The sequence below is a fragment of the Roseburia sp. OM02-15 genome, from assembly GCF_003481835.1.
Taxonomy (GTDB): domain Bacteria; phylum Bacillota; class Clostridia; order Lachnospirales; family Lachnospiraceae; genus Eubacterium_I; species Eubacterium_I ramulus_A.
In genome coordinates this window covers 256,290-278,123 of record NZ_QULX01000001.1, presented here as the reverse complement: position 1 = coordinate 278,123, position 21,834 = coordinate 256,290, and the positions used below count along the sequence as shown (strand labels likewise).

Below are 21,834 nucleotides of genomic sequence, written 5' to 3'. Positions count from 1 at the left end.
CTCATCCCCCAGCAGCTGCTCTGTGATTATTCATCTGCAGGATCGAAACATATAATTTTCCTTACTGGGTGAACTACCCATTGTCTAAAGCCAATGGGCTTCCTGCTTCGCAGACCTCGTAACCTACTATCTCCACAGGCGTTAATTCGGTCAGTCCCTGCCCTATATTGTTATTTTTATGCTATTTGTCTTAATCCTTCTTCCAGTATATTTTTTGCTGCGTTGATATCCCTGTCATGATTTGTTCCACAGACAGGACATGTCCATTCCCTTACTAATAGATTTTTTATCTCTGTATTTTGGTATCCACAGACTGAACACAGCTGACTACTGGCATAGAACGTGTCTATTCTGACATATTTCCTGCCATTCCACTTTGCCTTATATTCTAACTGTCTTGTCAGCTCATACCATGATACATCACTTATAGACTTTGCCAAACGGTGATTTTTTATCATGTTTTTTATCTGCAAATCTTCCGAAACTATCACTTGGTTTTCGCTGATAATCTCATGGGACATCTTGTGCAGATAATCTTTTCTGGTATTTGTTATTTTTTCATGGCATAATGCTATCTTTTTCTTTGTTTTGTAGTAATTTTGACTTCTTTTCTCTTTATGGGCTAACTGCCTTTGCAGTTTCACCAGTTTCTTTTCGTATTTTCTGATGATTTTTGGATTTTCGTATTTCTTTCCAGCAGAAGTAATACATAACTCCTTAATACCTAAATCTATTCCTGTATTTTGATTTACATGTGGCAGTTCCACATGTTCTGTTTCCACTAAAATTGATACATAATATTTTCCACTCGGAATTTGTGATATCGTTGCCGATTTTATCTGCCCGCTAAAATTTCTGTGCAGTTTTGCTTTTACATTTTTTAATTTAGGCAGTTTTACTCTATTTTCCTCGAAATCTACTGCTATATTGCCATTCGTAAAATTTGTTGTATATGACTTATGATTATCGTGTTTACTCTTAAACTTCGGATAACCTGCATGTTCCTTAAAAAATTTCTGATATGCAGCATCCATGTTGTAAATCGCATTTGTCAGAGCAAATTTATCCACTTCTTTCAGCCATTCATATTCTTTCTTTAATTGTCTGTTGCAGTAATTGTTACAGTCAGTTTTACTAACTGATTTTTTCTCTTTCTCATATATTTCTTTCCGGTATGCCAGTGTCTGATTATATACAAAACGGCAACAGCCAAATGTTTTTGCAATTTGTATTTTCTGCTCATTATTAGGATATATTCTGTATTTATATGCCTTTAACATCCACTGGCACCTTCTTTCTCAACCTTGATTTTCTATATATCTCTTCAGCATTTCTTCCGATACATTTCCTACACTACAGGCAAAATATCCATCTGTCCCAAAGGTATGTTCTTTCCAGAATTGTTTTCGTAAATATTGGGGATATCTTTTCCATATATGGTATGTTGTATAGCTCTTCATCAGGTTTACAATCTTACTAATAGACATTGTTGGTTCTGTCTCTATCATATAGTGAATGTGGTCTTTATCTGTTTCCATATATCTTATTATCACACTGTGTCTCTGACATATCTCATACGAAAACTGTTTTATATCATCTGATATCTGTCTCGAAACCAGTAATTTCTTCCTATTATTTGCAGACGAAAATAATGTGATATTGTAATAGGTATTTGTGTCTGTTTTTAGATTTCCATGTTCCCATGCCATGAGTACACAATAATTTCTGATTTTTGGCTACCTTAACCCACCGTCTAAAGCCAGTGGGATTGCGGTAGCCTTATTTCAATATAGACTCTGTCAGTTCTTTCGGCGTTGACACAATCTGTATTGCTCCATTTTCTTTTAAAAACTCTGTAGATTTGAACCCCCAGTTTACACTGACGCACGGAATTCCCGCATTTGCTGCTGTCTGGATATCTACTTCAGAATCACCAATGTAAATACAATTTTCCGGTTTGACATTTAATTCACGCATTGCCTGAAATACCGTATCCGGAGCTGGTTTCTTATGAATAGCAGGTGACTCACCGATAGCAACTTCTATTTCATCCGCAAAGAAATCTTTGCAAAGTCCTTTTACAGCAGCATCAAATTTGTTGGAAACAATAGCCAGTTTATAGCCATGTTCTTTCAACGTATGAAGCATATCAATAATCCCATCATATGGTTTCGTGTTATCCAGCATATGTTCTTTGTAATGCACCGGAAAATCTTTCATGCAGGCATCATAATTTGGATTATTACGTCCGTCCGGCAATGCTTTTTCCATCAGTACATAAATTCCATTGCCAACTTTTTCTCTGATTTCTTCGCATGTATAAACAGGACCGCCATATTTTTTCATACAATAATTCACACTGTTGGTCAGATCCTGTATTGTATTTAATAATGTTCCATCAAGGTCAAATATTGCTGTATTTCGTGTAGACATTTCAAGTTCCTCCTATGTCACTTTAGCCATATTAAAAGCGAATTGAATTAATCCGTTTGATTTCGTTGCCATTCTAGCAGAAAAAAAAAGTTTCGTCAAAAATAGCATTCAGAGTCATTTAAAAAATTTACTGCACGAAATGGATCTTCCCGATACTTCTTGTCGGTAGTCTCTTTCTTGAACATGGAAAATTTCATGTACTTTTCCATTCCGTGCTGTTCACAGAAGATGTAATTGTTGTAAGATACATGAAGCGGAGATTAACTTTACACTGATCCTCCAGTTCACGCAATGATATATAGCCATTCGCCATAAATCCGAACAAAACTGTTTTCAACATGCTGACCGGGTCATATCTGAGTCTTCCTGTATAATGTTGAGGAATATTTTTCAGATATTTCTCCAGTTCGATTTCTCCCATAAATCTGTCAAAAGTCAGCACTGGATCACAGATGTCCAAATAATCTTGAATTATCATTGGCAAAACTGCCTGTTTTGGGTTAGAATAGATTGTGTTATTATTTTTTTTTACAAATTAATTATAACAGAAAGAAAGACCTTGAGTTCATTATAAACTCTTGGTCTTTCTTTTTTTCGGGACTATTCTTTTTTCACAGCCCCTTAAAATTATTCCAGATACTGTCGCAGTGCTGTCACATATTCCTGACCAAGTTTACTCAAAATCAGATTTTTTCTGGTCACATACCCAATCTCCATCTGATTTTCTTCCTGTGAATCGTCAAACCGTCCATCATTCCGAAACGGTACCGCACGATAATCACTGCCGTTTAATTCTTCACAGATCAGACCGGAACACAATGTATATCCATTCAGTCCAATCATCAGATTCAGCATAGTTGCACGGTCATTTGCATGAATGATCTGACTGTATTCATCTCAGTCTGAGTTGAGACTCCCACTTCTGCAAGTGGTGAGTAGTAACAAGTATTTCTCAGTGGGAGTTCAATCTCCGACTGAGATAAATTCTCCGCGCGGATGTGCAGTGATTCTGAAAAGAAGATGTCAGCTTGCGCTGACCAGAATCACGCACCAAGTCTCACGTGCGTTCGACTTGAATCGTTGGAAGCAATTCCTCCGCCAGATAAAAAGAACTGTTATCTCCCTGTTCAAAAGACAGGCAGGGATATTTTTCCAATTGCTCCATTGTCAAAAAAGATTCTTCCGCCAGCGGGTGTCCTTTCCATAAATATACATAGGCTTTGCAGGAAATCAATGGATGAAATTCCAGATTTGCTGATTTAAACAGTTTTTCCATAGACTTCCGGTTAAATTCACTCAGATACAACACACCGATCTCACTTTTCATAGTGCTTACTTCCTGAATAACTTCTATTGTCTTTGTCTCGCGGATTGCCAGTTCGTATTTTGACATATCCAGTTTTTTCGCCACATCAACAAATGCCTTTACCGCAAAAGAGTAGTGCTGGGTGGATACCGCAAATTTCTTTTTATAAGAACCGCCTTCTCCATAACGCTGCAGCAACTGCTCATACTCCCGGTAAAGTTCCCGGGCATACGTCAGAAATTCCACACCATCATTTGTCAACGTCACGCCTCGTCCGGTACGGAAGAAAATCGTAATTCCTACTTCTTTTTCCAGTTCTTTTAATGCATTGGTCAGCGATGGCTGTGAAACATACAACTGCTCTGCTGCCTTATTTAGTGATTTCGTCTCTGCAATGGTCAATATATATTTTAACTGTACAAATGTCATGCTCATTTATCGCCCATACAATGTTGTTAACTCTCTGATCTGATCTGCTAATTCTTTTGTCAGACATCCCTGCGTCATTCGCCACCGCCAGTTATTCCCGAGCGTAGACGGTGTATTGATTCTTGCCTCACTTCCAAGCCCCAGATAATCCTGCAATGGAATAATACACAGATCTGCCACACTCGCCAGTGCCAGACGGATAAAATCCCAGTGAATTTGCCTCTTTGGTGTATTTGCATTATTCATATATTTCTGAGATAATTTCAGATCTTCCGGATCTAAAACTTTATACCAGCCGCAAAGAGTATCATTATCATGCGTTCCTGTATACACTACACAATTTTTCTCATAATTATGTGGCAGATAATCACTCTCTTCTCTGGAATCAAAAGCAAACTGAATCACTTTCATTCCCGGGAAACCTGAATCATGCAATAACCGGCGTACACCATCCGTTAAAAATCCCAGATCTTCTGCAATTACATTTACATCGCCCAGTGCATCTTTCAAAACCTGCATCAGACTCATGCCCGGTCCCGGCTCCCAGTGTCCGTGTTCTGCTGTCTCATCCCCCGCCGGAATACTGTAATATTCGTCAAATCCGCGAAAATGATCAATACGAATGCAGTCATACAAGTTCAGACACTGTGCGATTCTCCGAATCCACCACGCATAACCGGTCTGGCGATGATACCCCCAGAGATACAGCGGATTGCCCCATAACTGTCCGGTTGCAGAAAATGCATCCGGTGGGCATCCTGCCACTGCAACAGGATTTAGCTCTTCATCAAATTGAAACAGCTGCGGTTCTGCCCAGGCATCTGCGCTGTCCAGTGCCACATAAATTGGAATGTCCCCGATAATCTGAATGCCCGCCTGCGCCGCATACGCATGTAGTTTTTTCCATTGACAGAAAAACAGATACTGCTGAAACTGATAAAACTGTATTTCCTCATGCTGTCCATGCCAAACCTGGTCCAGAGCTGCAAAATCGCGTCTTTTATATTTTTCTTCCCATTGCAGCCAGCTTGCTCCTTTATGCATATTTTTTATTACCATAAACAATGCATAATTTCCAAGCCACCAGTCATTTTCCTGACAAAAAGCAAAAAAATCATCTGGTGGTTGTTTCAGAAAACGATTGCATGCCATACGCAAAATTTTATATCGGTTCTGGTAAAGCTTTGCATAATCAATGGATTCCGGATTCTTTCCAAAATCAAAACTATCACACTCTTCTTTCGTCAAAAGCTGCTGCTCCACAAGCTGCTCCAGATCGATAAAATACGGATTTCCGGCAAAAGATGAAAAAGACTGATACGGGGAATCCCCATAACTGGTCTGTCCAAGGGGCAGTACCTGCCAGTTTTTTTGACCTGACTCTTTTAAAAAATCTACAAATTGATAAGCCTCTTTTGAAAAACATCCTATGCCATATTTGGATGGAAGAGAAAATACCGGCATCAGAATTCCACTTGTTCTCATAGTTTATATCCTCACGTTCTACACATTTATACTTTTCAAGTCGAACGCACGTGAGACTTGGTGCGTGATTCTGGTCAGCGAAAGCTGACATATTCTTCTCAGAATCACTGCGCATCCTCGCGGAGCGTTTATCTCAGTCGGAGATTGTACTCCCACTGAGAAAGACTTGTTATTACTCACCACTTGCAGAAGTGGGAGTCTTCTCGACTGAGATAAAAAGTCCTTTTTGCTGCACTGCTTGTAACAAAAAGGACTTTTGAGCGTTTGTTAACCTTTGACTGCTCCTGCAGCTACGCCTTTGATAATATATTTCTGACAGGTCAGATAAAATACAATGATCGGTAAAATTGCAAGTACAAGCATTGCCATCATTGCGCCCATATCAATGGATCCATAGCCACCGCGCAGATACTGAACTGCCATTGGAATGGTTGGCTTTTCACTGTCAAGTACCAGCGTCGGAAGCAGGTAGTCGTTCCAGATCCACATTGCATTTAAGATTGCAACTGTGATCATAGTCGGGCGGAGCATCGGGACTATTACTTTAAAATAAGTCTGAACCGGTGTACAGCCATCGATCATTGCTGCTTCTTCCAGAGAAATCGGAATCGCCTTGATAAATCCACAGAACATAAACAGCGACAACCCGGCACCAAATCCCAGGTAAACCGGTATGATACCAAACATATTGCCAAGGTGAAGAAAATCTGTCACTTTAGACAGTGTAAACATAACCATCTGGAATGGAACGATCATTGCAAATACAAACAGATAATACAATACTGTGGATAATTTGCATGTAACTCTTGTAATCCACCATGCAGCCATGGAAGTCAAAAGCACGATCACGATTACAGAGCAGATGGTAATAAAAGCAGATCTTCCGGCTGCTACCAGCAGTCCTGTTTTCTGAATACCATTCACATAATTGTACATTCCGGAAAAAGTATCCGAATTTGGCAATGCGAACGGTGCATCACTGATATAAAGTTTGTTTTTAAAAGAATTCATCAATACAAGGAAAATCGGGAACAGGAAAGCCACAGCTAAAAGTGTCATCACAATCGTAATCACAATACCGGTACCTTTTGATACTGCCGGATTTTCAATGATCTCATTTTTGTTTTGTTTTCTCTTTTTCAGCATTAGTTCTCAACCTCCTTACGTCTTGTGAAGTATAACTGTGTCAGTGAGATTGCTGCTACGATAATAAAGAAAATAACCGCTTTTGCCTGACCGACACCTTCCCAGCCGTTCCTGTTGTAGAATGTCGTATAAATATCGTATGCCAGCATTGCGGTTTTCTTTGCCGGTCCGCCTGCTGTTAATGCCAGGTTCTGATCAAACAGTTTGAAGCAGTTCGTAAGTGTCAGGAACAGACAGATGGTAACAGATGGCATTGTCATCGGAATAATAATCTTATACAATGTCTGGAATTTATTGGCACCATCAATTTCAGCTGCCTCAATCAATTCTGTCGGTATATTTTGAATACCGGCAATGTAAATGATCATCATATACCCAATCAACTGCCAGTTTGTCAGAATGACCATGCCCCAGAAACCATATTTCGGGTCTGCTGTGATCGTTACATTAAAATGTGCCAGCACGCCGTTGATCAGTAATTGCCAGATATAGCCAAGTACAATTCCTCCGATAAGGTTTGGCATAAAGAAAATGGTTCGAAAAATATTGGTTCCTTTTAATCCCCGTGTCAGTCCATATGCCAGGGCAAAGGAAATTACATTAATTGTAATTACAGATACAACCGTAAATTTCACGGTAAATAACAGTGCATTAATAAAATCTTTGTTTGAAAATGCCTTTACATAATTTGCGATTCCAACCCAGTGTGCATTTGTAACTGTCGTAAATTTACAGAATGAAAGCACGATTCCCATAATAAATGGAATGATGAAAAACAGGGTAAATGCAATCAATGTAGGTAATACAAAAAGAGCAAAATATTTTTTATATGTCTTTTGCATAAATCTCCCTCCCTACGGATACAAATGTTTTCTTCGTAAAACAGAAGAGGAGGCGGCCGATGACCGCCTCCTGCCCCTGAGAATTCTACTATCTAATACGACTACTCAGCTGTTGCTTCTTTCTCAGATGCCCACTCATCTACTGTATCTGATACCACAGCATCCCATTCTTTATTGCCATTTGCATACTCAAGAAGAGATGCGCCATAATCATCTTTGAATGTCTGGCTTGGGAATGTTGTAAAGTTCCACGGTACAGTTGTAAGGGAATCATCTTTCATGTATCTTACTACTTCCTGTGCTAACGGGTCAGAAGAAATCTCATCATCGCCAAATGTGCTGAACGGTGTGATAAACTGAAGATCATTTGTTACCATCTCTTTTCCTTCATCAGAACTGAACACCCATTTCAGAAAATCCAGGGATGCTTTCTGATCTGCCTCAGATGCATTGCTGTTTACACACATGTAGTTTTCTGTACCGATGCACAGTCCCTGTGTCTCTTCGCCTTCTACGCCTGTATAGATCGGCATAAATTTCACGTTTTCTTCTTTTACTACGTTACCACTTACTTTGCTGATCTGAGACCATGCCCAGTTACCATTCTGAACCATAGCAGCTTTTCCTAATGCAAACTCTGACATAGAATCATCTACTGTCTTGGAACCAACCATTGTAGGCTCAACGGTTGAGTTGTTCAGATACAGGTCGAAGATGTTTTTATAGTTCTCATTATATTTGAAAGTAATCTCATCCTCATCTTTTACATTTGCATCTTTGTACTCATAGTAAATCGGAAGATTCATCAGATGTGTCTGCCATCTCCAGTCTTCACCCGGTGCAAAGGATGTGGATGCAAATACACCATCAATGCCAAGATCATCTTTGTGCGCTGTCATATCTTCTACAACTGCCTTTAATGTATCAAAGTTTTTGATATCATCCATGGATGTTGCTTTTGCGCCCGGAAGTGCAAAATACTTATCCATGATTTCTTTATTATAGATAATGCCGTATCCTTCTTCTGCAAACGGAATGCCGTATACACCATCACCTTCTGTGATCGCAAGGTCTTTATCTACCAGCATATTGTAAAAATCGGTATCCTTCAGATCTGCACAATACTCTTTCCAGGACTGATATCCAACCGGTCCGTTGATCTGGAATAAAGTAGGAGCATCACTTTTAGCCATCTCTGATTTCAGTGTCTGCTCATACTGATTGGATGCTGCTGTCTTTACTTTTACCGGAACACCTGTCTCCTCCGTATATTTTGCTGCAACTTCTTCCCACTGATCTGCAATCTCCGGTTTGAAATTCAGGTAATATACAGATCCTTCTGCACTGCTTCCTTTTTTCTCAGCTCCTGCGGAAGACGTATCTCCACCTTTCGCTCCACCGCAGCCTGCTAACATACCGGTTACTGTCAATGCGGACAGACACACTGCCAAAAATTTTTTCATTTTCATAAAAAATACCCTCTTTCCTTTTCATTATCGTATCAAGTGCATACCTCTTTGATACTTATAATTTTATAGAAAGAGAGTCATATTTAATACAAAAGATTTTCAAGAATCATGTTCTTTTTCCACGATTCTGTAAAAAAATCAAAATAGGATATTGGTTCTTCTCCTGTAATGATCTTCATAAAAGCCAGTGTCTCCATATCTGTCATATCCTGCGGTAACTCCCGATGTGAATACGGTACATAGTCTTCATTAACATAAGACACATCCGCCTCTTCAATCAGCCGTACTGCCTGAATCCGTGAAGCATAGGCAGCCCAGTAAACAGGATCTCTGTCTCCATCAAGGAATCTGCGGCAACTGTCATAATAAGCCGATTCCAGAGAATTCATGGAATCTGTCTGTCGCGGATAATGCAAAGCCAGCCAGATATGATCTGTTGTTGTAAACACAGCATTGCTGAAATCACAGTTTGCCACAAGCGGACGTGCCGTGGTATCAACCCCACGTTTCTGGTACAGGTCAATTTCTTCGCTCCCATCGTGACGGTATCGCGCATTGTCAAAAAGTGCGGTCATAATCTTCATGACGATCTCCGGATGCTCATATCCTTTTCGCACCACGATACAGGGAGATGTTTTTCCATATATGTAAGAATGAACTTCTCCATACTCATCAGCGATCACATATGGTTTCCACTCCGCCCCCGGATTTGCCTCCACTGCTTCTATCAGCGGATTATTCGGTGCCCACCACCAGCCAAAAAAAGCTCCACAGCGGTTATCACGTATCAGTTCTCCGATTTCTCCCGGTGTCCGCATCATATAATCCTGATCCAGAATACCATTTTCATACCATCCATGAAGATATTCCAGTGCCTGCCTGGTCTCTTCCGTTAATGATCCATAGACATAACCGTCATCACTATCCTGCAGCCATATCCCCGGATAGGCATGAAATACGGAAAAAACAGGATCCACAGAGAAATTCGAAGAACCGTTCCCATACAATGTTGCCATACATGGCAATCCGATATTTCCATTTTCTCCCGGATCATTTTCCCGGAATGCCTGGATGATCTGCTCCACATCAGCAAGCGTCGAAGGTTCCGGAAGTCCCAGTTCTTTCCGCCAATCTTCCCTCACCCAGAACAGATTACATCCATAATAAACCTGCGTGGAAGGAAGTGCCATCAATTTTCCATCAATGGTCACAGATTCCAGTAATTCTTTTCCATAGCTGCTGTACATGGATTTGATCATACTGGAAGTTGCCTCCTGATAAGCATCTGATAAATCTTCAATCATGCCATACTCTGCCAGTTTCTCTACCTCATCCGGACCAGATACCAGCATCACATCCGGAAGACTATTTTCAGCAATCATTCGCTGAATATACAGATAATAATTTTCATCCTCCGACACTTCCAAAACATCTTCATTTTGTACGTTAAGTGTTTTTTTCAAATATCGTGTATAAGCATTATCCTCATAAGTATCGCCATCCGGCATACCGGAATTACCGGAAGCAGTCATTTTTGCCAGTGTATAGGTCACTGTCTCCGGATAGGGTATCAGTGGTGATTTCTCTGCCTTCTCCCACGAAGTGGCTGCCTTTTCATCCGCTTCCTGTTCTGCCACATCACAGTCAATTTCAAATGATATCACACCGAGAAGTACGCACATCATTCCCATAACGATAGCCTGTGCTCTTCTTTTGCTATGACTCATTGCTTTCTCCCTTCTGTACCTTTGGAAAATGCAGTAATACCTCCGTACCTTTTCCCTCTTCGCTTTTGATCTGAATGGTATAAGTTTCCCCGAAGCTCAGTTTCATTCTGTCGTTTACGTTTTTGACACCATATCCCAAAGCATGATATTCCAGAACATGTGCAAGCGTATCTGCATCCATCCCAACGCCATTATCACGAATGCTGACATAAATCACCCCGGAATCTGTCTCCTCCCAGATACGGAACCAGATCTGATGATCCGGATCCTCCTTAATATCAAGACCATGCTCTAACGCATTTTCTACGAACGGCTGGAAAATAAGTGAAGGAAGTTCATAATCCAGCAATTTTTCATCTACATCATAATGCACTTTAAAGTCATTATCATGCATCCAAAGTTGCAGCTGTACATAAGCCTGAATATTTTGAAGTGCCAGCCGCAGGCTGATCCAGGTTCTTCCTTTATTTAAAGTTGTCCGGTAAAATGCAGAAAGTGCAAGCGTCACCTGACTGATTTCATCTTCGCCGGCCTCAATTGCTTTCCAGTTGATCATCGACAGAGAATTATACAGGAAATGCGGATTGATCTGAGCCTGCAATGCTTTCATTTCAAATTCTTTCCGGGCAATCTGCGTTTCATAATTTTCTCTGATCAATTCCTGGATCCGCTGCATCATATGATTATAACTGTTGATCAGGATTCCCATCTCGTCTTCGCGGTTGCTGTGGACTGTTGCCTGAATGTTTGTTTCATCCATAGACTGGATTTCTTCTGTCAGTTCTTCCAATGGTCTGGATAAATATTTTGCAAATCTCCTTCCCAGCAGAATAATACAGACCAGACAGGCTCCTACCTGCACAGCGATCATAAGAAACGCTCTTCTGGAAAATGGACTTAAGTTGGATTTCTTTTGAAAATAAGTAACTGTCGCATCCATCTGATTCAGATCCTGCTGCACCCATAAATAATCCTTTTTATTCTCTCTAAAACTTACATATATGCCATTTTTATCTGTACATTTTTTCCCGGAAAAATTCCATATTTCATCGTTCTGCGTCTGCACATGAACACCATACTGATCCACTGCAAGCTGGTTTAATGATTCAAATAATGTCGGAATATCTGTGCGAACTGCCACATAACTTTCAATTCCGGAATAACTTGGAATTTTGTATATCGAAATCAGGTCTAATGTACTTTCATCAAATACCCATTCCTTATCCCTGATTCCATCTCGATACCAGGACTCTTTGTACAGATCCTCCAGTGGATGCGTTTCATTTCCGAAAGACTGCTGAATGCTCTCGGAGTAGATTGTAACAGATTCCATGATCAGATTCTGATACTTCAACGCACCGATGGTATTTGATACTTCCTGATACAGTTCATAACGCTGTGTCTTCTTTGTCGGATCGCACTCCAGAAAATTGATAACATCCTGATTGTATACGAAATAATTCATCATCTGCTGGCAGGTATACATCTGATAATCTACAATCCCACAGGCCTGCTGCAGTGTATTCGTCATATCTTTTTCCCTGTATTTCAGCACGGTGTGATAGGAATTGATTCCAAGTGAAATACCCAGTATCATAACCGGAAGCATACCGACCAGACACAGAATTGTCAGCATCTTTTTTCGAATGGATAGTTTATGAAAGAACTGTTTCAGTCTGTGCATCTGTCATTCCACCCTTTCGATACTGTTCCGGACTACATCCACAATACTCACGGAAATTTTTACAAAAATAAGATACATTTGAAAAACCAGTTTCTTTACATATCTGCACAATCTTCATAGATGTATCGGAAAGCAGTTTTTTTGCCTGCTCCATCCGGTAATTCCGAATAAAACGGCTGACCGTATCTCCGGTTTCTTTCTTAAATATATAACTGAAATATCCCGGTGACAAATACACCAGTTCGGATAATTTTTCCACACTGATATCCTCACTGTAATGTTCATAAATATAACTTTTTGCCTGTGCAACTTCATTTCTGGCACCATCATTGTTGGCTGCCAGACGTTCTTCCATATTCTGAATGAGTGTTTCTACAAGACTTATCACTTCCTGGACAGACTGCATTTCGTATACCTTCTGAACCGCTGTTTCCAGTTTTTTTCTGTCCTGATGCTGATGCGTAAAAAATTCTTTTACCAGATTGGAAAACAAAAATCTCGTATAGATCTGCGAATAGCTGCTCAGATCTCCCATGCCATTTTTCAAAATATGAAAATGTTCCCACAGATGAGTCATATCATCCAGGCGGATATTTTCGATCATCCGGCTGATAGTTTCATCCAGGAACTGCTCACTCCCGGTATCTTCCGATACGTGATCCGGTAAAAATACTCTTGTTTCCTTCTGATAAAATTTATTTTCTATCAGACTTTCAAGCATCTGAAAACGTTCCGGCAGTTCACTTCGATCCGTAACCGGCTGACCGACTGCCACATAAAAACGATTTCCAAACGTGTGATTCATCCATTCAGCTAAATCTGTTGCAAAAACTTTCTGCTCACATACGCCAAAAAGGACACAGAGTTCCTGATTCTGTGCCAGATTTAAAAAGGATAATTTCTGCTTGCTATATTCTGTCAGTTTTTGAATAAAAACTTCTTCTGATTCTTCAAAAAAATTATCTTCACTCTCAATTAAAAGCAAACCTCTGATCTGATCCCAACGGTCAATATTGATCTTTCCACTGATTTTATTTAACAGATCGTCATTTCCCTGACAAAGGTATCTGAAAAGAAAATAATTTTCCAGAGAATCCTGATTCCACTGACTGCGCTGTGCTTCATTTCTCCGCTCGGTAATTCTCTCTACCAGAAAATTCAGCGTGTTTTCGAACTCAGCAGGATCCACCGGCTTCAGCACATAGTTTGAAACGCCGGAAGCCATTGCCTTTTTCGCATATTCAAACTCACCATATCCGGAAAAAATTACCATTTCCAGATTTGGCTGTAATTTGTGAGCCACAGAAACCAGCTCAATACCATCCATAAATGGCATTTTTATATCTGTCAGCATAATATCCACTGCCCGATGCTGCAAAATTTCGCAGGCCGCCTTTCCATTGGCGGCCTCCAAAATTTCCATCTCTTCACTGCGCCGGTTCAGCAGAAAACGAATTCCCTTTCGCTCCAGTTTTTCATCATCTACTACCAGAATTGTCAGCATACATTAATCCCCCAATTTCCATATATCCTGATTGTATTCCCGGATGGTACGGTCAGAAGAAAAGAACCCTGCATTGCTGATATTCACCAGCATTTTCTTTGCCCATGTTTTGCGGTCTGTATAATCTTCCAGCGCCCGTTCTTTTGTTCGGATATAATCTTCCAGATCCAGGAATGTCATAAACCAGTCTTTATTTTTCAGTTCACTGCTTAAACGCTCTAAATTTTCTTTCTTTCCAATCTCCATCATCTGTGGACCGGTGATAAATTCCACAGCCTTTTGGATCATCGGATTTTTTGTATAATAATCGGATGGTCTGTAATCACTTTTTTCATAATGTGCAATTACTTCATCACTCTTTGCACCAAAGATATAGATATTGTCATCTCCGACAAACTGATGGATTTCTACATTTGCACCATCTTCTGTTCCAAGTGTCACTGCTCCGTTCAGCATAAATTTCATGTTTCCGGTTCCGCTTGCCTCTTTGGATGCAAGTGAAATCTGTTCTGAAATATCACATGCCGGGATTAGTTTTTCTGCTAATGTAACGTTATAATTTTCTACCATAACCACATTCAGATACGGACTCACTTCCGGATCATGATTGATCAGTTCCTGCAGGCAGAGGATCAGATGAATGATATCTTTGGCGATCACATAAGCCGGTGCTGCTTTTGCGCCAAAGATCACCGTGATCGGAGTCTTTGGTAATTTCCCACTTTTTATTTCCAGATATTTATAAATCACATACAATGCGTTCATCTGCTGTCGTTTATACTCATGAAGCCGTTTGATCTGAATGTCAAACACAGAATCCTCATTCAGTTCTATGCCCTGTGTCCGTCTCAGATACTCTGCCAGTTGATGTTTGTTTTCTTTTTTTATCTGCAGAAGATTCTGCAGTGACTGTTCATCCTCTACAAACTTCTCCAGCTTCTTCAACTCTGTTGCATCTTTTTTGTATCCATCACCAATCCACTCCGTGATCTGATCTGCAAGCATCGGATTGCAATGAAGCAGCCAGCGGCGAAACGTAATTCCGTTTGTCTTGTTGTTAAATTTCTCCGGGTAAAGCTGATAAAAATTATGAAGTTCTGTCTCTTTCAGGATTTCTGTATGCAAAGCTGCAACGCCATTTACGCTGAAGCCATAATGAATATCGATATGTGCCATATGAACCACATCGTTACGGTCAATGACAGCCACACTTTCATCCGCATATTTTCGTCGTACTTTATCATCTAAAATTTCAATAATCGGCACCAGCTGTGGTACGATTTCCTGCAGATAATGCAATGGCCATTTTTCCAATGCTTCCGCTAAAATTGTATGATTGGTATATGCACAGGTGCGGCTTACCACATCAATTGCATCATCCACAGAAAGTCCCCGGGCAATTAATAAACGGATCAGCTCCGGGATGATCATCGTCGGATGTGTATCATTGATCTGGATGACTGCATAATCCGGCAAATCATAAAGGTTACATCCCCGTGCTTCACATTCTTTTAAAATCAGCTGTGCGCCATTACTTACCATAAAATACTGCTGATAAATACGAAGCTTGCGACCATCTTCATCACTGTCATCCGGATAAAGGAATAATGTCAGATTTTTGGCAATTTCTTTTTTATCGAAAGAAATCCCATCCTCTACAATGCTCTCATCCACAGAATCTATATCAAAAAGTTGTAATTTATTGGTACGGTTACCATATCCGGTTACCAGAATTTCGTACATGACAGACTGCAATGTCATATTTCCAAAAGACACCGGAAAACCGACATCCGTACGTTTTAACCAGCCACTCCGGTCCATCCACGGATTTTTTGTTTCTTTCTGCATGTGATCTGCAAATTTCTGCTGAAATAATCCAAGATGATAATTCAGTCCAATACCGGCTCCGTTATAACCAAGTGTTGCAATCGAATCCAAGAAACAGGCTGCCAGCCGGCCAAGTCCTCCGTTTCCAAGAGATGGCTCTGCCTCTATTTCCTCGATTTCGCAGATATCTTTTCCATTTGCAGCAAGCATTTTGCGGACATCCTCATATATTCCGAGATTGATCATATTATTAGACAAAAGTTTTCCGATCAAAAACTCTGCAGATACATAATATACTTTCTTTTTCCCTGCATTAGATTCCTTCTGTTCTGCCATATCCTGCACAACAGTCATCAGTGCCTGGTAAATCTCCTGATTACTGCTTTCTGAAATTGCTTTTCCTAATTTTTCCGATACTAACATTTCCAGTTTCATAATAAAATTCCTTCCCGACCTTATAGTCTATTCTTTCAAAAAAAACTGATACGCAGGAACCATTTGATTCATTGTATCATATTTTTTCCTGTTCGTGCGTTTCTGCTTCTATTTTATACGGCATTGTTATTTTTTTCTTGCAGCATAATATCCTTTTATAGTACAATTCTATCAAAAACAGAATGGAGTCCAGCATGAAACAACCAAAACCAGAACAATACCACGAAAAAAAGCGTCATACGGAAGATCAGTTTCCGTATAACACTTATCTGTGCACTATACCGGATGATTTTACGGAAGTACCTGTTCACTGGCATGAAGAAGCAGAATTTATCGTCATTCAGAAGGGATCCGGCACAGTTTTTGTAGACCTGACACACTATCATGTGACAGCCGGAGATATCATCATTGTTCTTCCGGGACATCTGCATGCCATCAGAGAAATTTCAGGTCAGAAAATGGAATATGAAAATATCATTTTTCGTCCGGAATTACTATCCTCCGATAACCACGACGTCTGTTTTGAAAAATTTCTGTATCCATTGTTCTCAGGGCAAATTCACACAGTCGTCCACATTCACCCACGTCTGTCCTACTATCCGAAAATTCATGATCTGATCCGGACAATGGATCAATTATGCAGTAAAAAACCTGCCGGATATCAACTTGCTCTCAAAGGCTCTCTGTTTCTTTTCATGTTCCAGCTTCTTTCTCTGGACGAAAAAAAAGAATTATCCAACATACAGCAACGGTCACTGGACAAGTTGAAATTCATCATCACGTTCACGAATGAACACCTGGAAGAATCTATTTCCATTTGCCAGATTGCCTCTGCCTGCTATTTCAGTGAATCACACTTCATGAAATTTTTTAAGACACATATGGGTATCAGCTATATCCATTATCTGAATGATGTCCGACTGGCACATGCCAGAAATCTGCTGGTTTCATCAAATCTGTCTATTCTGGAAATCGCACAGAAATCCGGTTTTGAAAATGCTTCTTATTTCAATCGGAAGTTTAAAGACAAATATGGCATTACTCCACGCCAGGCAAGATAAAAAATCGCTTAAGACTCACGGTCTAAGCGATTTTTCTGTCAGGAAGGTTTTTTTACATCCCCGTCTTTATCTTCCAGTATTGATCTATACTCATATCGCGGAATAAAATTCCGCCTATCACATTTTTTATAATATTCCATAAAAATACGATCCATAACCATTGGAATCTGACTTTCATCCGGATCAACGCATGCTACATCATGTAGTTTATTGCCACAAAATTTATATACACATGTAAATTTGTGTAAGTGCACGTCGTGCGGCACGCAGTGCAGGGTAGCGCAAAAATTTATCAAAAACACTGTGTAACTTAAGAACTCCTACCATTTTTCCTCAAGGAGTAATTGCTAGCGACTGAGGCAAAATGGTAGGAGTTCATTATAAAACCTAAATGGTAAATTTTAAGCTACCCAAAAAAATACAATTCCCGATAATGTTCATACCGATCCTGGAAATTCTCCGTATCTTCTTTTTTCACAGAATGCAGATACGCATGACGTCCCATATCCTCCTCACTGCTCTCCAGAATACTTACACCAATATTGGAACAATGATCCGCAATCCGCTCCAGGCTCGTTGTCATATCCGTCAGCACAAATCCCATCTCAATGGTACATTTGCCCTCTTTCAGACGGATAACATGACGCCGTTTCAGCTCATCGCTGAGGTCGTCAATAACCTCCTCCAACGGCTCGATCTCTCTGGCCAGTTCCTTATCGTTATTACTCAGTGCCTGAACGGTCAGATTTACCAGATCTGTTACCGCTCTGCGCAGATACATGATCTCGGAACTTCCCTCAAAGGACATTTTCAGACCTTTCTCCTTCATCTCCTGCGCGCTTTCCTTTAAGTTCACGGCATGATCGGAAATTCGCTCAAGATCGTTGATACTGTGCAGAATGACAGACATTTTTGCACTGTCGTTTTCCAGCATATTGCGGTTTGTGATCTGGATGACATAGGAACCGATCTTGTCCTCGAAATGATCGATTCTGTTTTCCAGTGTTTCCACAGTTGCTGCTTTTTCCTCATCGTACTGATCCATCAGACCAAGCGCATCTACTAATGCTGCCTCACTCATATGTGCCATATAAGCGGTTGCTTCCATACAGTGACTGATTGCCAGTCCCGGCTGCTCCAGAAAACGAACATCCAGTTTTTTCAGCTCTTCCTCAGACTCCTGTACACCATGCTTACGCTCTGTATGATCCTCTTTGATGGACATGTACGCCAGTTTTTCCAGTACTTTTGCAAACGGAAGCAGTACAAGAGTAGCTGCTATGTTGAAGATACTGTGTACAACGGCGATTCCTGCCGGTGTGGCTGCATCTCCAAGAAAATCAAAATGTACAAATGCATTTATGGAATAAAATACGATCATAAATAACGCTGTACCTATGATATTAAAATACAAATGCACTAACGCGGTTCGCTTTGCATTTTTGGATGCTCCAATAGAGGAAATAATTGCTGTTACACAGGTACCGATGTTCTGTCCCATGATGATTGGGATCGCACATCCAAAACTTACCGCTCCGGTGCTGCACAATGCCTGCAAAATACCGACAGATGCGGAAGAACTCTGAATGATTGCTGTCAAAATCAGACCTGCCAGCATACCAAGGATCGGATTTGTAAACATAGTAAGAAGATGTGTAAACTGCGGAACATCTTTCAGTGGCTCTACCGCGGAACTCATGGCATTCATACCAAACATCAGTACCGCAAAACCAAGTAAAATGCTTCCCACATCTTTGTGTTTGTCATTTTTGGATGACATCATCAAAAGCAGTCCGATAATTGCCAGAATCGGTGAAAATGATGTTGGTTTCAACATCTGGATAAAAAAGCTGCTGCTCTCAATACCGGAAAGACTTAAGATCCATGATGTAATTGTGGTACCGACATTGGCACCCATGATAATTCCGACTGCCTGGGACAGTTTCATAATTCCGGAGTTTACAAAACCGACTACCATAACGGTTGTAGCCGATGATGACTGGATAACGGCGGTGACACCGGCACCAAGTAATACCGCCTTGATCGGATTTGATGTCAGTTTTTCCAGAATTTTTTCCAGCTTACCACCGGAAACCTTGGTCAGACCGTCTCCCATAACATTCATTCCATACAAAAACAGGGCAAGTCCGCCAATCAACGATAAAATCGCAAATATGTCCATAAAAAGATTCCTCCTGATTTTTCTCCCCAGTTCACTCAGCACATATATTAAGAAAACGCTCATGCTCGCATGAGGAGTTTTTTTTAATACTGCAAATGTTTCCAATTGAACTGTCATTAAGTAATAACATCATCTAACAATTACCACTCTAATTGATGTATGTAAAATTCAGGAGATTCGAATGTAAAGTCTTTGTAAATTTTTTACATTCTATTTACATTCACATTTTTGTTTCTTTTCCGGTGCTGCTTTTTTCTCTCTAGTCAGCAGCATTGACATGATCAGGGACGTGATCGGAACCGTAAGGATAATGCCGATGGTTCCTGCAATTCCCCGCATGATCTCGATGGCAATGGAATACATATTCAGTATCTGATGCATCTGATAAGAATATGCATAAATGATCATGACCACAGTGATCGTTGCCGCGATAAACGGTGCTTTATCTGCGGTATAATCATCAGACTGTGCCTGCTGTCCTTCTGCCACCTGTGAGTAAATGGTCTTGTCAAGCAGTGTGGAAATTCCTTTTTTTGTAATTGTAAAGTCATCTGCGTAACGGTTTCCATTATAATCATAAGCTTTGATCGTAAAGGAATCATCCGTAAAATCAATGGTTGAGAAAGAAGGCAGACATGCATTGGTTCTCTCTGCAATGTAGTACGGAGTGTAGTTTAACAGGATCAAAGTCCGCTATTACTTATTTGTAGTCCACTCAACGCCTGTGGAAGGCGTGAGTGAACTGTCTTACTTTCTTACAGAACTGGTTCCGGATTAATGGTCGGATGGGTTCCATTGATGGAGAAAATAACCCATTCTGCAATATTTGTTGCATGATCGCCGATTCGTTCAAAATATTTTGCAACCATCAGCAGGTCTGTTGCTACTTCTGCGCCTGCGCCGTTGTTCTGGATCAGCTCGATCACTTCTTTTTTTATATCATCAAACATGGCATCGATCACGTCATCTCTTGCAATGACTTTCTTTGCCATCTCAATATCTTTTGCCACAAAGGCTTCCAGACCTTTCATTACCATCAGCATACATTCCTGGGACATCTGTTTCATGCGGTCCATCATCGGCAGGTTTTTCTCATTTACCAGAGATAAGGATAATTCGGAAATATCCGCTGCCTGATCACCGATTCGCTCCATGTCTGTGATCATTTTCAATGCTGCTGAGATCAGTCGGAGGTCTCTTGCTACCGGCTGCTGTTTCATCAGAAGTTTCATACAGAGGGTTTCAATGTCTTTCTCCTGTTGGTCTACTTCTGAGTCAAATTCCATGTTTTTTCTTGCTTTTTCTGCATCCTGATGTACCATGGCTTCAATGGCATGCTCGATTGCCTGCTCTACCATGTGTCCCATCTGGATCAGCTCACCGTTTAAGGTATTTAACTGTCTGTCAAATTGATTTCTCATTTTTTATGTTCTCCCTTGCACTTACACATTGTTCCAAAATCTGCTCATCCGTTGTTCAAAATACACTGCTAAAACTCCGGATAAATTTCAGAAACTTCTGCACATCTGTTTAACCAAATCTACCGGTAATATAATCTTCTGTCTTTTTCTCCTTCGGTGTGGAGAATAACTGATCGGTATCACCATACTCTACAAGGTCGCCCAGAAGGAAAAATGCGGTCTGGTCAGACACACGAACTGCCTGCTGCATGTTATGTGTTACCATAACGATGGTGTACTGAGATTTCAGCTCCATAACCAGATCTTCGATCTTTGATGTGGAAATCGGATCCAGTGCGGAAGTGGACTCATCCATCAGTAATACTTCCGGATGAACTGCCAGCGCACGGGCAATACAGATTCTCTGCTGCTGTCCACCGGATACGCCAAGGGCACTTTTTTTCAGACGGTCTTTGACTTCGTCCCAGATTGCTGCGTCACGAAGTGATTTTTCTACGATGTCGTCTAACTGTGCTTTGTTGTGGATACCGTGTGTTCTCGGTCCAAATGCTACGTTATCGTAAATGCTCATCGGAAATGGATTTGCCTTCTGAAATACCATACCAACCCTTTTTCTCAGCAGGTTTACATCCATGTTATTTCCGTAAATATCTTCGCCGTCCAATGCGATCAGACCGTCGATCTTACATCCTTCTACCAGATCATTCATACGGTTTAAGGATTTTAAAAGGGTGGATTTACCACATCCGGAAGGTCCAATAAACGCGGTGATCTGATGTTCTTTAATCTCAAGATTAATATCTTTTAATGCATGGAAATCTCCGTAATGAAGATTCATATGCTCGATTGTCATTTTATTTTTTAACATGTTCGTTTCGTTATC

General features: G+C 40.5%; 17 protein-coding genes and 2 pseudogenes. 1 reads left to right on the top strand and 18 read right to left on the bottom strand.

The window, feature by feature from the left end; translation table 11 throughout:
• Window positions 1–176 precede the first annotated feature (176 nt).
• The 14 genes and pseudogenes from tnpB to DXB15_RS01250 all read right to left on the bottom strand — a co-directional run bounded on the left by tnpB (window position 177) and on the right by DXB15_RS01250 (window position 16,287).
• On the bottom strand, window positions 177–1,280 hold the full coding sequence (tnpB, locus tag DXB15_RS01320) for an IS200/IS605 family element RNA-guided endonuclease TnpB (RefSeq protein ID WP_118701800.1): 1,104 nt from the start codon (window positions 1,278–1,280) through the stop codon (window positions 177–179).
• Between the two features lie 18 nt (window positions 1,281–1,298).
• A pseudogene (tnpA, locus tag DXB15_RS17645) lies at window positions 1,299–1,704 on the bottom strand (IS200/IS605 family transposase).
• Between the two features lie 75 nt (window positions 1,705–1,779).
• A complete protein-coding gene (locus DXB15_RS01310) occupies window positions 1,780–2,433 on the bottom strand; it encodes an HAD family hydrolase (RefSeq protein WP_118701799.1) in 654 nt (217 codons plus the stop codon).
• 241 nt (window positions 2,434–2,674) lie between these two features.
• Window positions 2,675–2,911 (bottom strand): annotated as a pseudogene (locus tag DXB15_RS01300) (transposase); the annotation flags it as partial.
• Window positions 2,912–3,060: 149 nt separating this feature from the next.
• The gene (locus DXB15_RS17165) at window positions 3,061–3,288 is read right to left on the bottom strand and encodes a hypothetical protein (RefSeq protein ID WP_109215103.1); all 228 of its coding nucleotides are present in this window, start codon (window positions 3,286–3,288) and stop codon (window positions 3,061–3,063) included.
• 202 nt (window positions 3,289–3,490) lie between these two features.
• A complete protein-coding gene (locus tag DXB15_RS01290; protein WP_118701798.1) occupies window positions 3,491–4,168 on the bottom strand; it encodes a LysR family transcriptional regulator in 678 nt (225 codons plus the stop codon).
• Between the two features lie 6 nt (window positions 4,169–4,174).
• Window positions 4,175–5,653: a 4-alpha-glucanotransferase gene (gene malQ, locus DXB15_RS01285; RefSeq protein ID WP_118701797.1), complete on the bottom strand. Its 1,479-nt coding sequence runs from the start codon at window positions 5,651–5,653 to the stop codon at window positions 4,175–4,177.
• Window positions 5,654–5,920: 267 nt separating this feature from the next.
• Window positions 5,921–6,799 carry a carbohydrate ABC transporter permease gene (locus DXB15_RS01280; RefSeq protein WP_021737521.1) on the bottom strand — a complete coding sequence of 293 codons (879 nt, stop codon included), beginning with the start codon at window positions 6,797–6,799 and terminating at the stop codon, window positions 5,921–5,923.
• Window positions 6,799–7,641: a carbohydrate ABC transporter permease gene (locus DXB15_RS01275; RefSeq protein ID WP_109215100.1), complete on the bottom strand. Its 843-nt coding sequence runs from the start codon at window positions 7,639–7,641 to the stop codon at window positions 6,799–6,801. The genes DXB15_RS01280 and DXB15_RS01275 overlap by 1 nt, the downstream gene beginning before the upstream one ends.
• Window positions 7,642–7,742: 101 nt before the next feature.
• Window positions 7,743–9,110, bottom strand: coding sequence for an ABC transporter substrate-binding protein (locus DXB15_RS01270; protein WP_109215099.1), 1,368 nt, complete (start codon window positions 9,108–9,110; stop codon window positions 7,743–7,745).
• Between the two features lie 83 nt (window positions 9,111–9,193).
• Window positions 9,194–10,837: a sugar ABC transporter substrate-binding protein gene (locus DXB15_RS01265; RefSeq protein WP_109215098.1), complete on the bottom strand. Its 1,644-nt coding sequence runs from the start codon at window positions 10,835–10,837 to the stop codon at window positions 9,194–9,196.
• A complete protein-coding gene (locus DXB15_RS01260) occupies window positions 10,827–12,521 on the bottom strand; it encodes a sensor histidine kinase (protein WP_118701796.1) in 1,695 nt (564 codons plus the stop codon). Before DXB15_RS01260 ends, DXB15_RS01265 begins: the two co-directional genes overlap by 11 nt.
• On the bottom strand, window positions 12,493–14,025 hold the full coding sequence (locus DXB15_RS01255) for a response regulator (protein ID WP_118701795.1): 1,533 nt from the start codon (window positions 14,023–14,025) through the stop codon (window positions 12,493–12,495). The genes DXB15_RS01260 and DXB15_RS01255 overlap by 29 nt, the downstream gene beginning before the upstream one ends.
• 3 nt (window positions 14,026–14,028) lie before the next feature.
• Entirely contained in the window at window positions 14,029–16,287 is a 2,259-nt protein-coding gene (locus DXB15_RS01250; RefSeq protein WP_118701794.1) for a glycogen/starch/alpha-glucan phosphorylase, read from the bottom strand.
• A gap of 194 nt (window positions 16,288–16,481) precedes the next feature.
• Here DXB15_RS01250 and DXB15_RS01245 point away from each other — a divergent pair, with 194 nt between their 5' ends.
• Window positions 16,482–17,348, top strand: a complete 867-nt coding sequence (locus tag DXB15_RS01245; RefSeq protein ID WP_158582166.1) for a helix-turn-helix transcriptional regulator — start codon at window positions 16,482–16,484, stop codon at window positions 17,346–17,348.
• A gap of 406 nt (window positions 17,349–17,754) precedes the next feature.
• Here the strand turns inward: DXB15_RS01245 and DXB15_RS01235 are convergent, their stop codons facing one another.
• From DXB15_RS01235 to pstB, 4 genes are all read right to left on the bottom strand, one after another.
• Complete coding sequence (locus DXB15_RS01235) at window positions 17,755–19,530, bottom strand: Na/Pi cotransporter family protein (RefSeq protein ID WP_118701791.1); 1,776 nt, start codon at window positions 19,528–19,530, stop codon at window positions 17,755–17,757.
• 210 nt (window positions 19,531–19,740) lie between these two features.
• Window positions 19,741–20,217, bottom strand: coding sequence for a YibE/F family protein (locus tag DXB15_RS17160; RefSeq protein WP_243115575.1), 477 nt, complete (start codon window positions 20,215–20,217; stop codon window positions 19,741–19,743).
• A gap of 68 nt (window positions 20,218–20,285) precedes the next feature.
• Entirely contained in the window at window positions 20,286–20,951 is a 666-nt protein-coding gene (gene phoU, locus DXB15_RS01225) for a phosphate signaling complex protein PhoU (RefSeq protein WP_118701790.1), read from the bottom strand.
• A 109-nt stretch (window positions 20,952–21,060) separates the two neighbouring features.
• Window positions 21,061–21,819, bottom strand: a complete 759-nt coding sequence (pstB, locus tag DXB15_RS01220; protein ID WP_109215090.1) for a phosphate ABC transporter ATP-binding protein PstB — start codon at window positions 21,817–21,819, stop codon at window positions 21,061–21,063.
• Window positions 21,820–21,834 lie beyond the last annotated feature (15 nt).

Coding starts and splice junctions, on each gene's coding strand:
- tnpB (WP_118701800.1), bottom strand. CDS start 1,280: ATGTTAAAGGCATATAAATACAGAATATATCCTAATAATGAGCAGAAA.
- DXB15_RS01310 (WP_118701799.1), bottom strand. CDS start 2,433: ATGTCTACACGAAATACAGCAATATTTGACCTTGATGGAACATTATTA.
- DXB15_RS17165 (WP_109215103.1), bottom strand. CDS start 3,288: ATGCTGAATCTGATGATTGGACTGAATGGATATACATTGTGTTCCGGT.
- DXB15_RS01290 (WP_118701798.1), bottom strand. CDS start 4,168: ATGACATTTGTACAGTTAAAATATATATTGACCATTGCAGAGACGAAA.
- malQ (WP_118701797.1), bottom strand. CDS start 5,653: ATGAGAACAAGTGGAATTCTGATGCCGGTATTTTCTCTTCCATCCAAA.
- DXB15_RS01280 (WP_021737521.1), bottom strand. CDS start 6,799: ATGCTGAAAAAGAGAAAACAAAACAAAAATGAGATCATTGAAAATCCG.
- DXB15_RS01275 (WP_109215100.1), bottom strand. CDS start 7,641: ATGCAAAAGACATATAAAAAATATTTTGCTCTTTTTGTATTACCTACA.
- DXB15_RS01270 (WP_109215099.1), bottom strand. CDS start 9,110: ATGAAAATGAAAAAATTTTTGGCAGTGTGTCTGTCCGCATTGACAGTA.
- DXB15_RS01265 (WP_109215098.1), bottom strand. CDS start 10,837: ATGAGTCATAGCAAAAGAAGAGCACAGGCTATCGTTATGGGAATGATG.
- DXB15_RS01260 (WP_118701796.1), bottom strand. CDS start 12,521: ATGCACAGACTGAAACAGTTCTTTCATAAACTATCCATTCGAAAAAAG.
- DXB15_RS01255 (WP_118701795.1), bottom strand. CDS start 14,025: ATGCTGACAATTCTGGTAGTAGATGATGAAAAACTGGAGCGAAAGGGA.
- DXB15_RS01250 (WP_118701794.1), bottom strand. CDS start 16,287: ATGAAACTGGAAATGTTAGTATCGGAAAAATTAGGAAAAGCAATTTCA.
- DXB15_RS01245 (WP_158582166.1), top strand. CDS start 16,482: ATGAAACAACCAAAACCAGAACAATACCACGAAAAAAAGCGTCATACG.
- DXB15_RS01235 (WP_118701791.1), bottom strand. CDS start 19,530: ATGGACATATTTGCGATTTTATCGTTGATTGGCGGACTTGCCCTGTTT.
- phoU (WP_118701790.1), bottom strand. CDS start 20,951: ATGAGAAATCAATTTGACAGACAGTTAAATACCTTAAACGGTGAGCTG.
- pstB (WP_109215090.1), bottom strand. CDS start 21,819: ATGTTAAAAAATAAAATGACAATCGAGCATATGAATCTTCATTACGGA.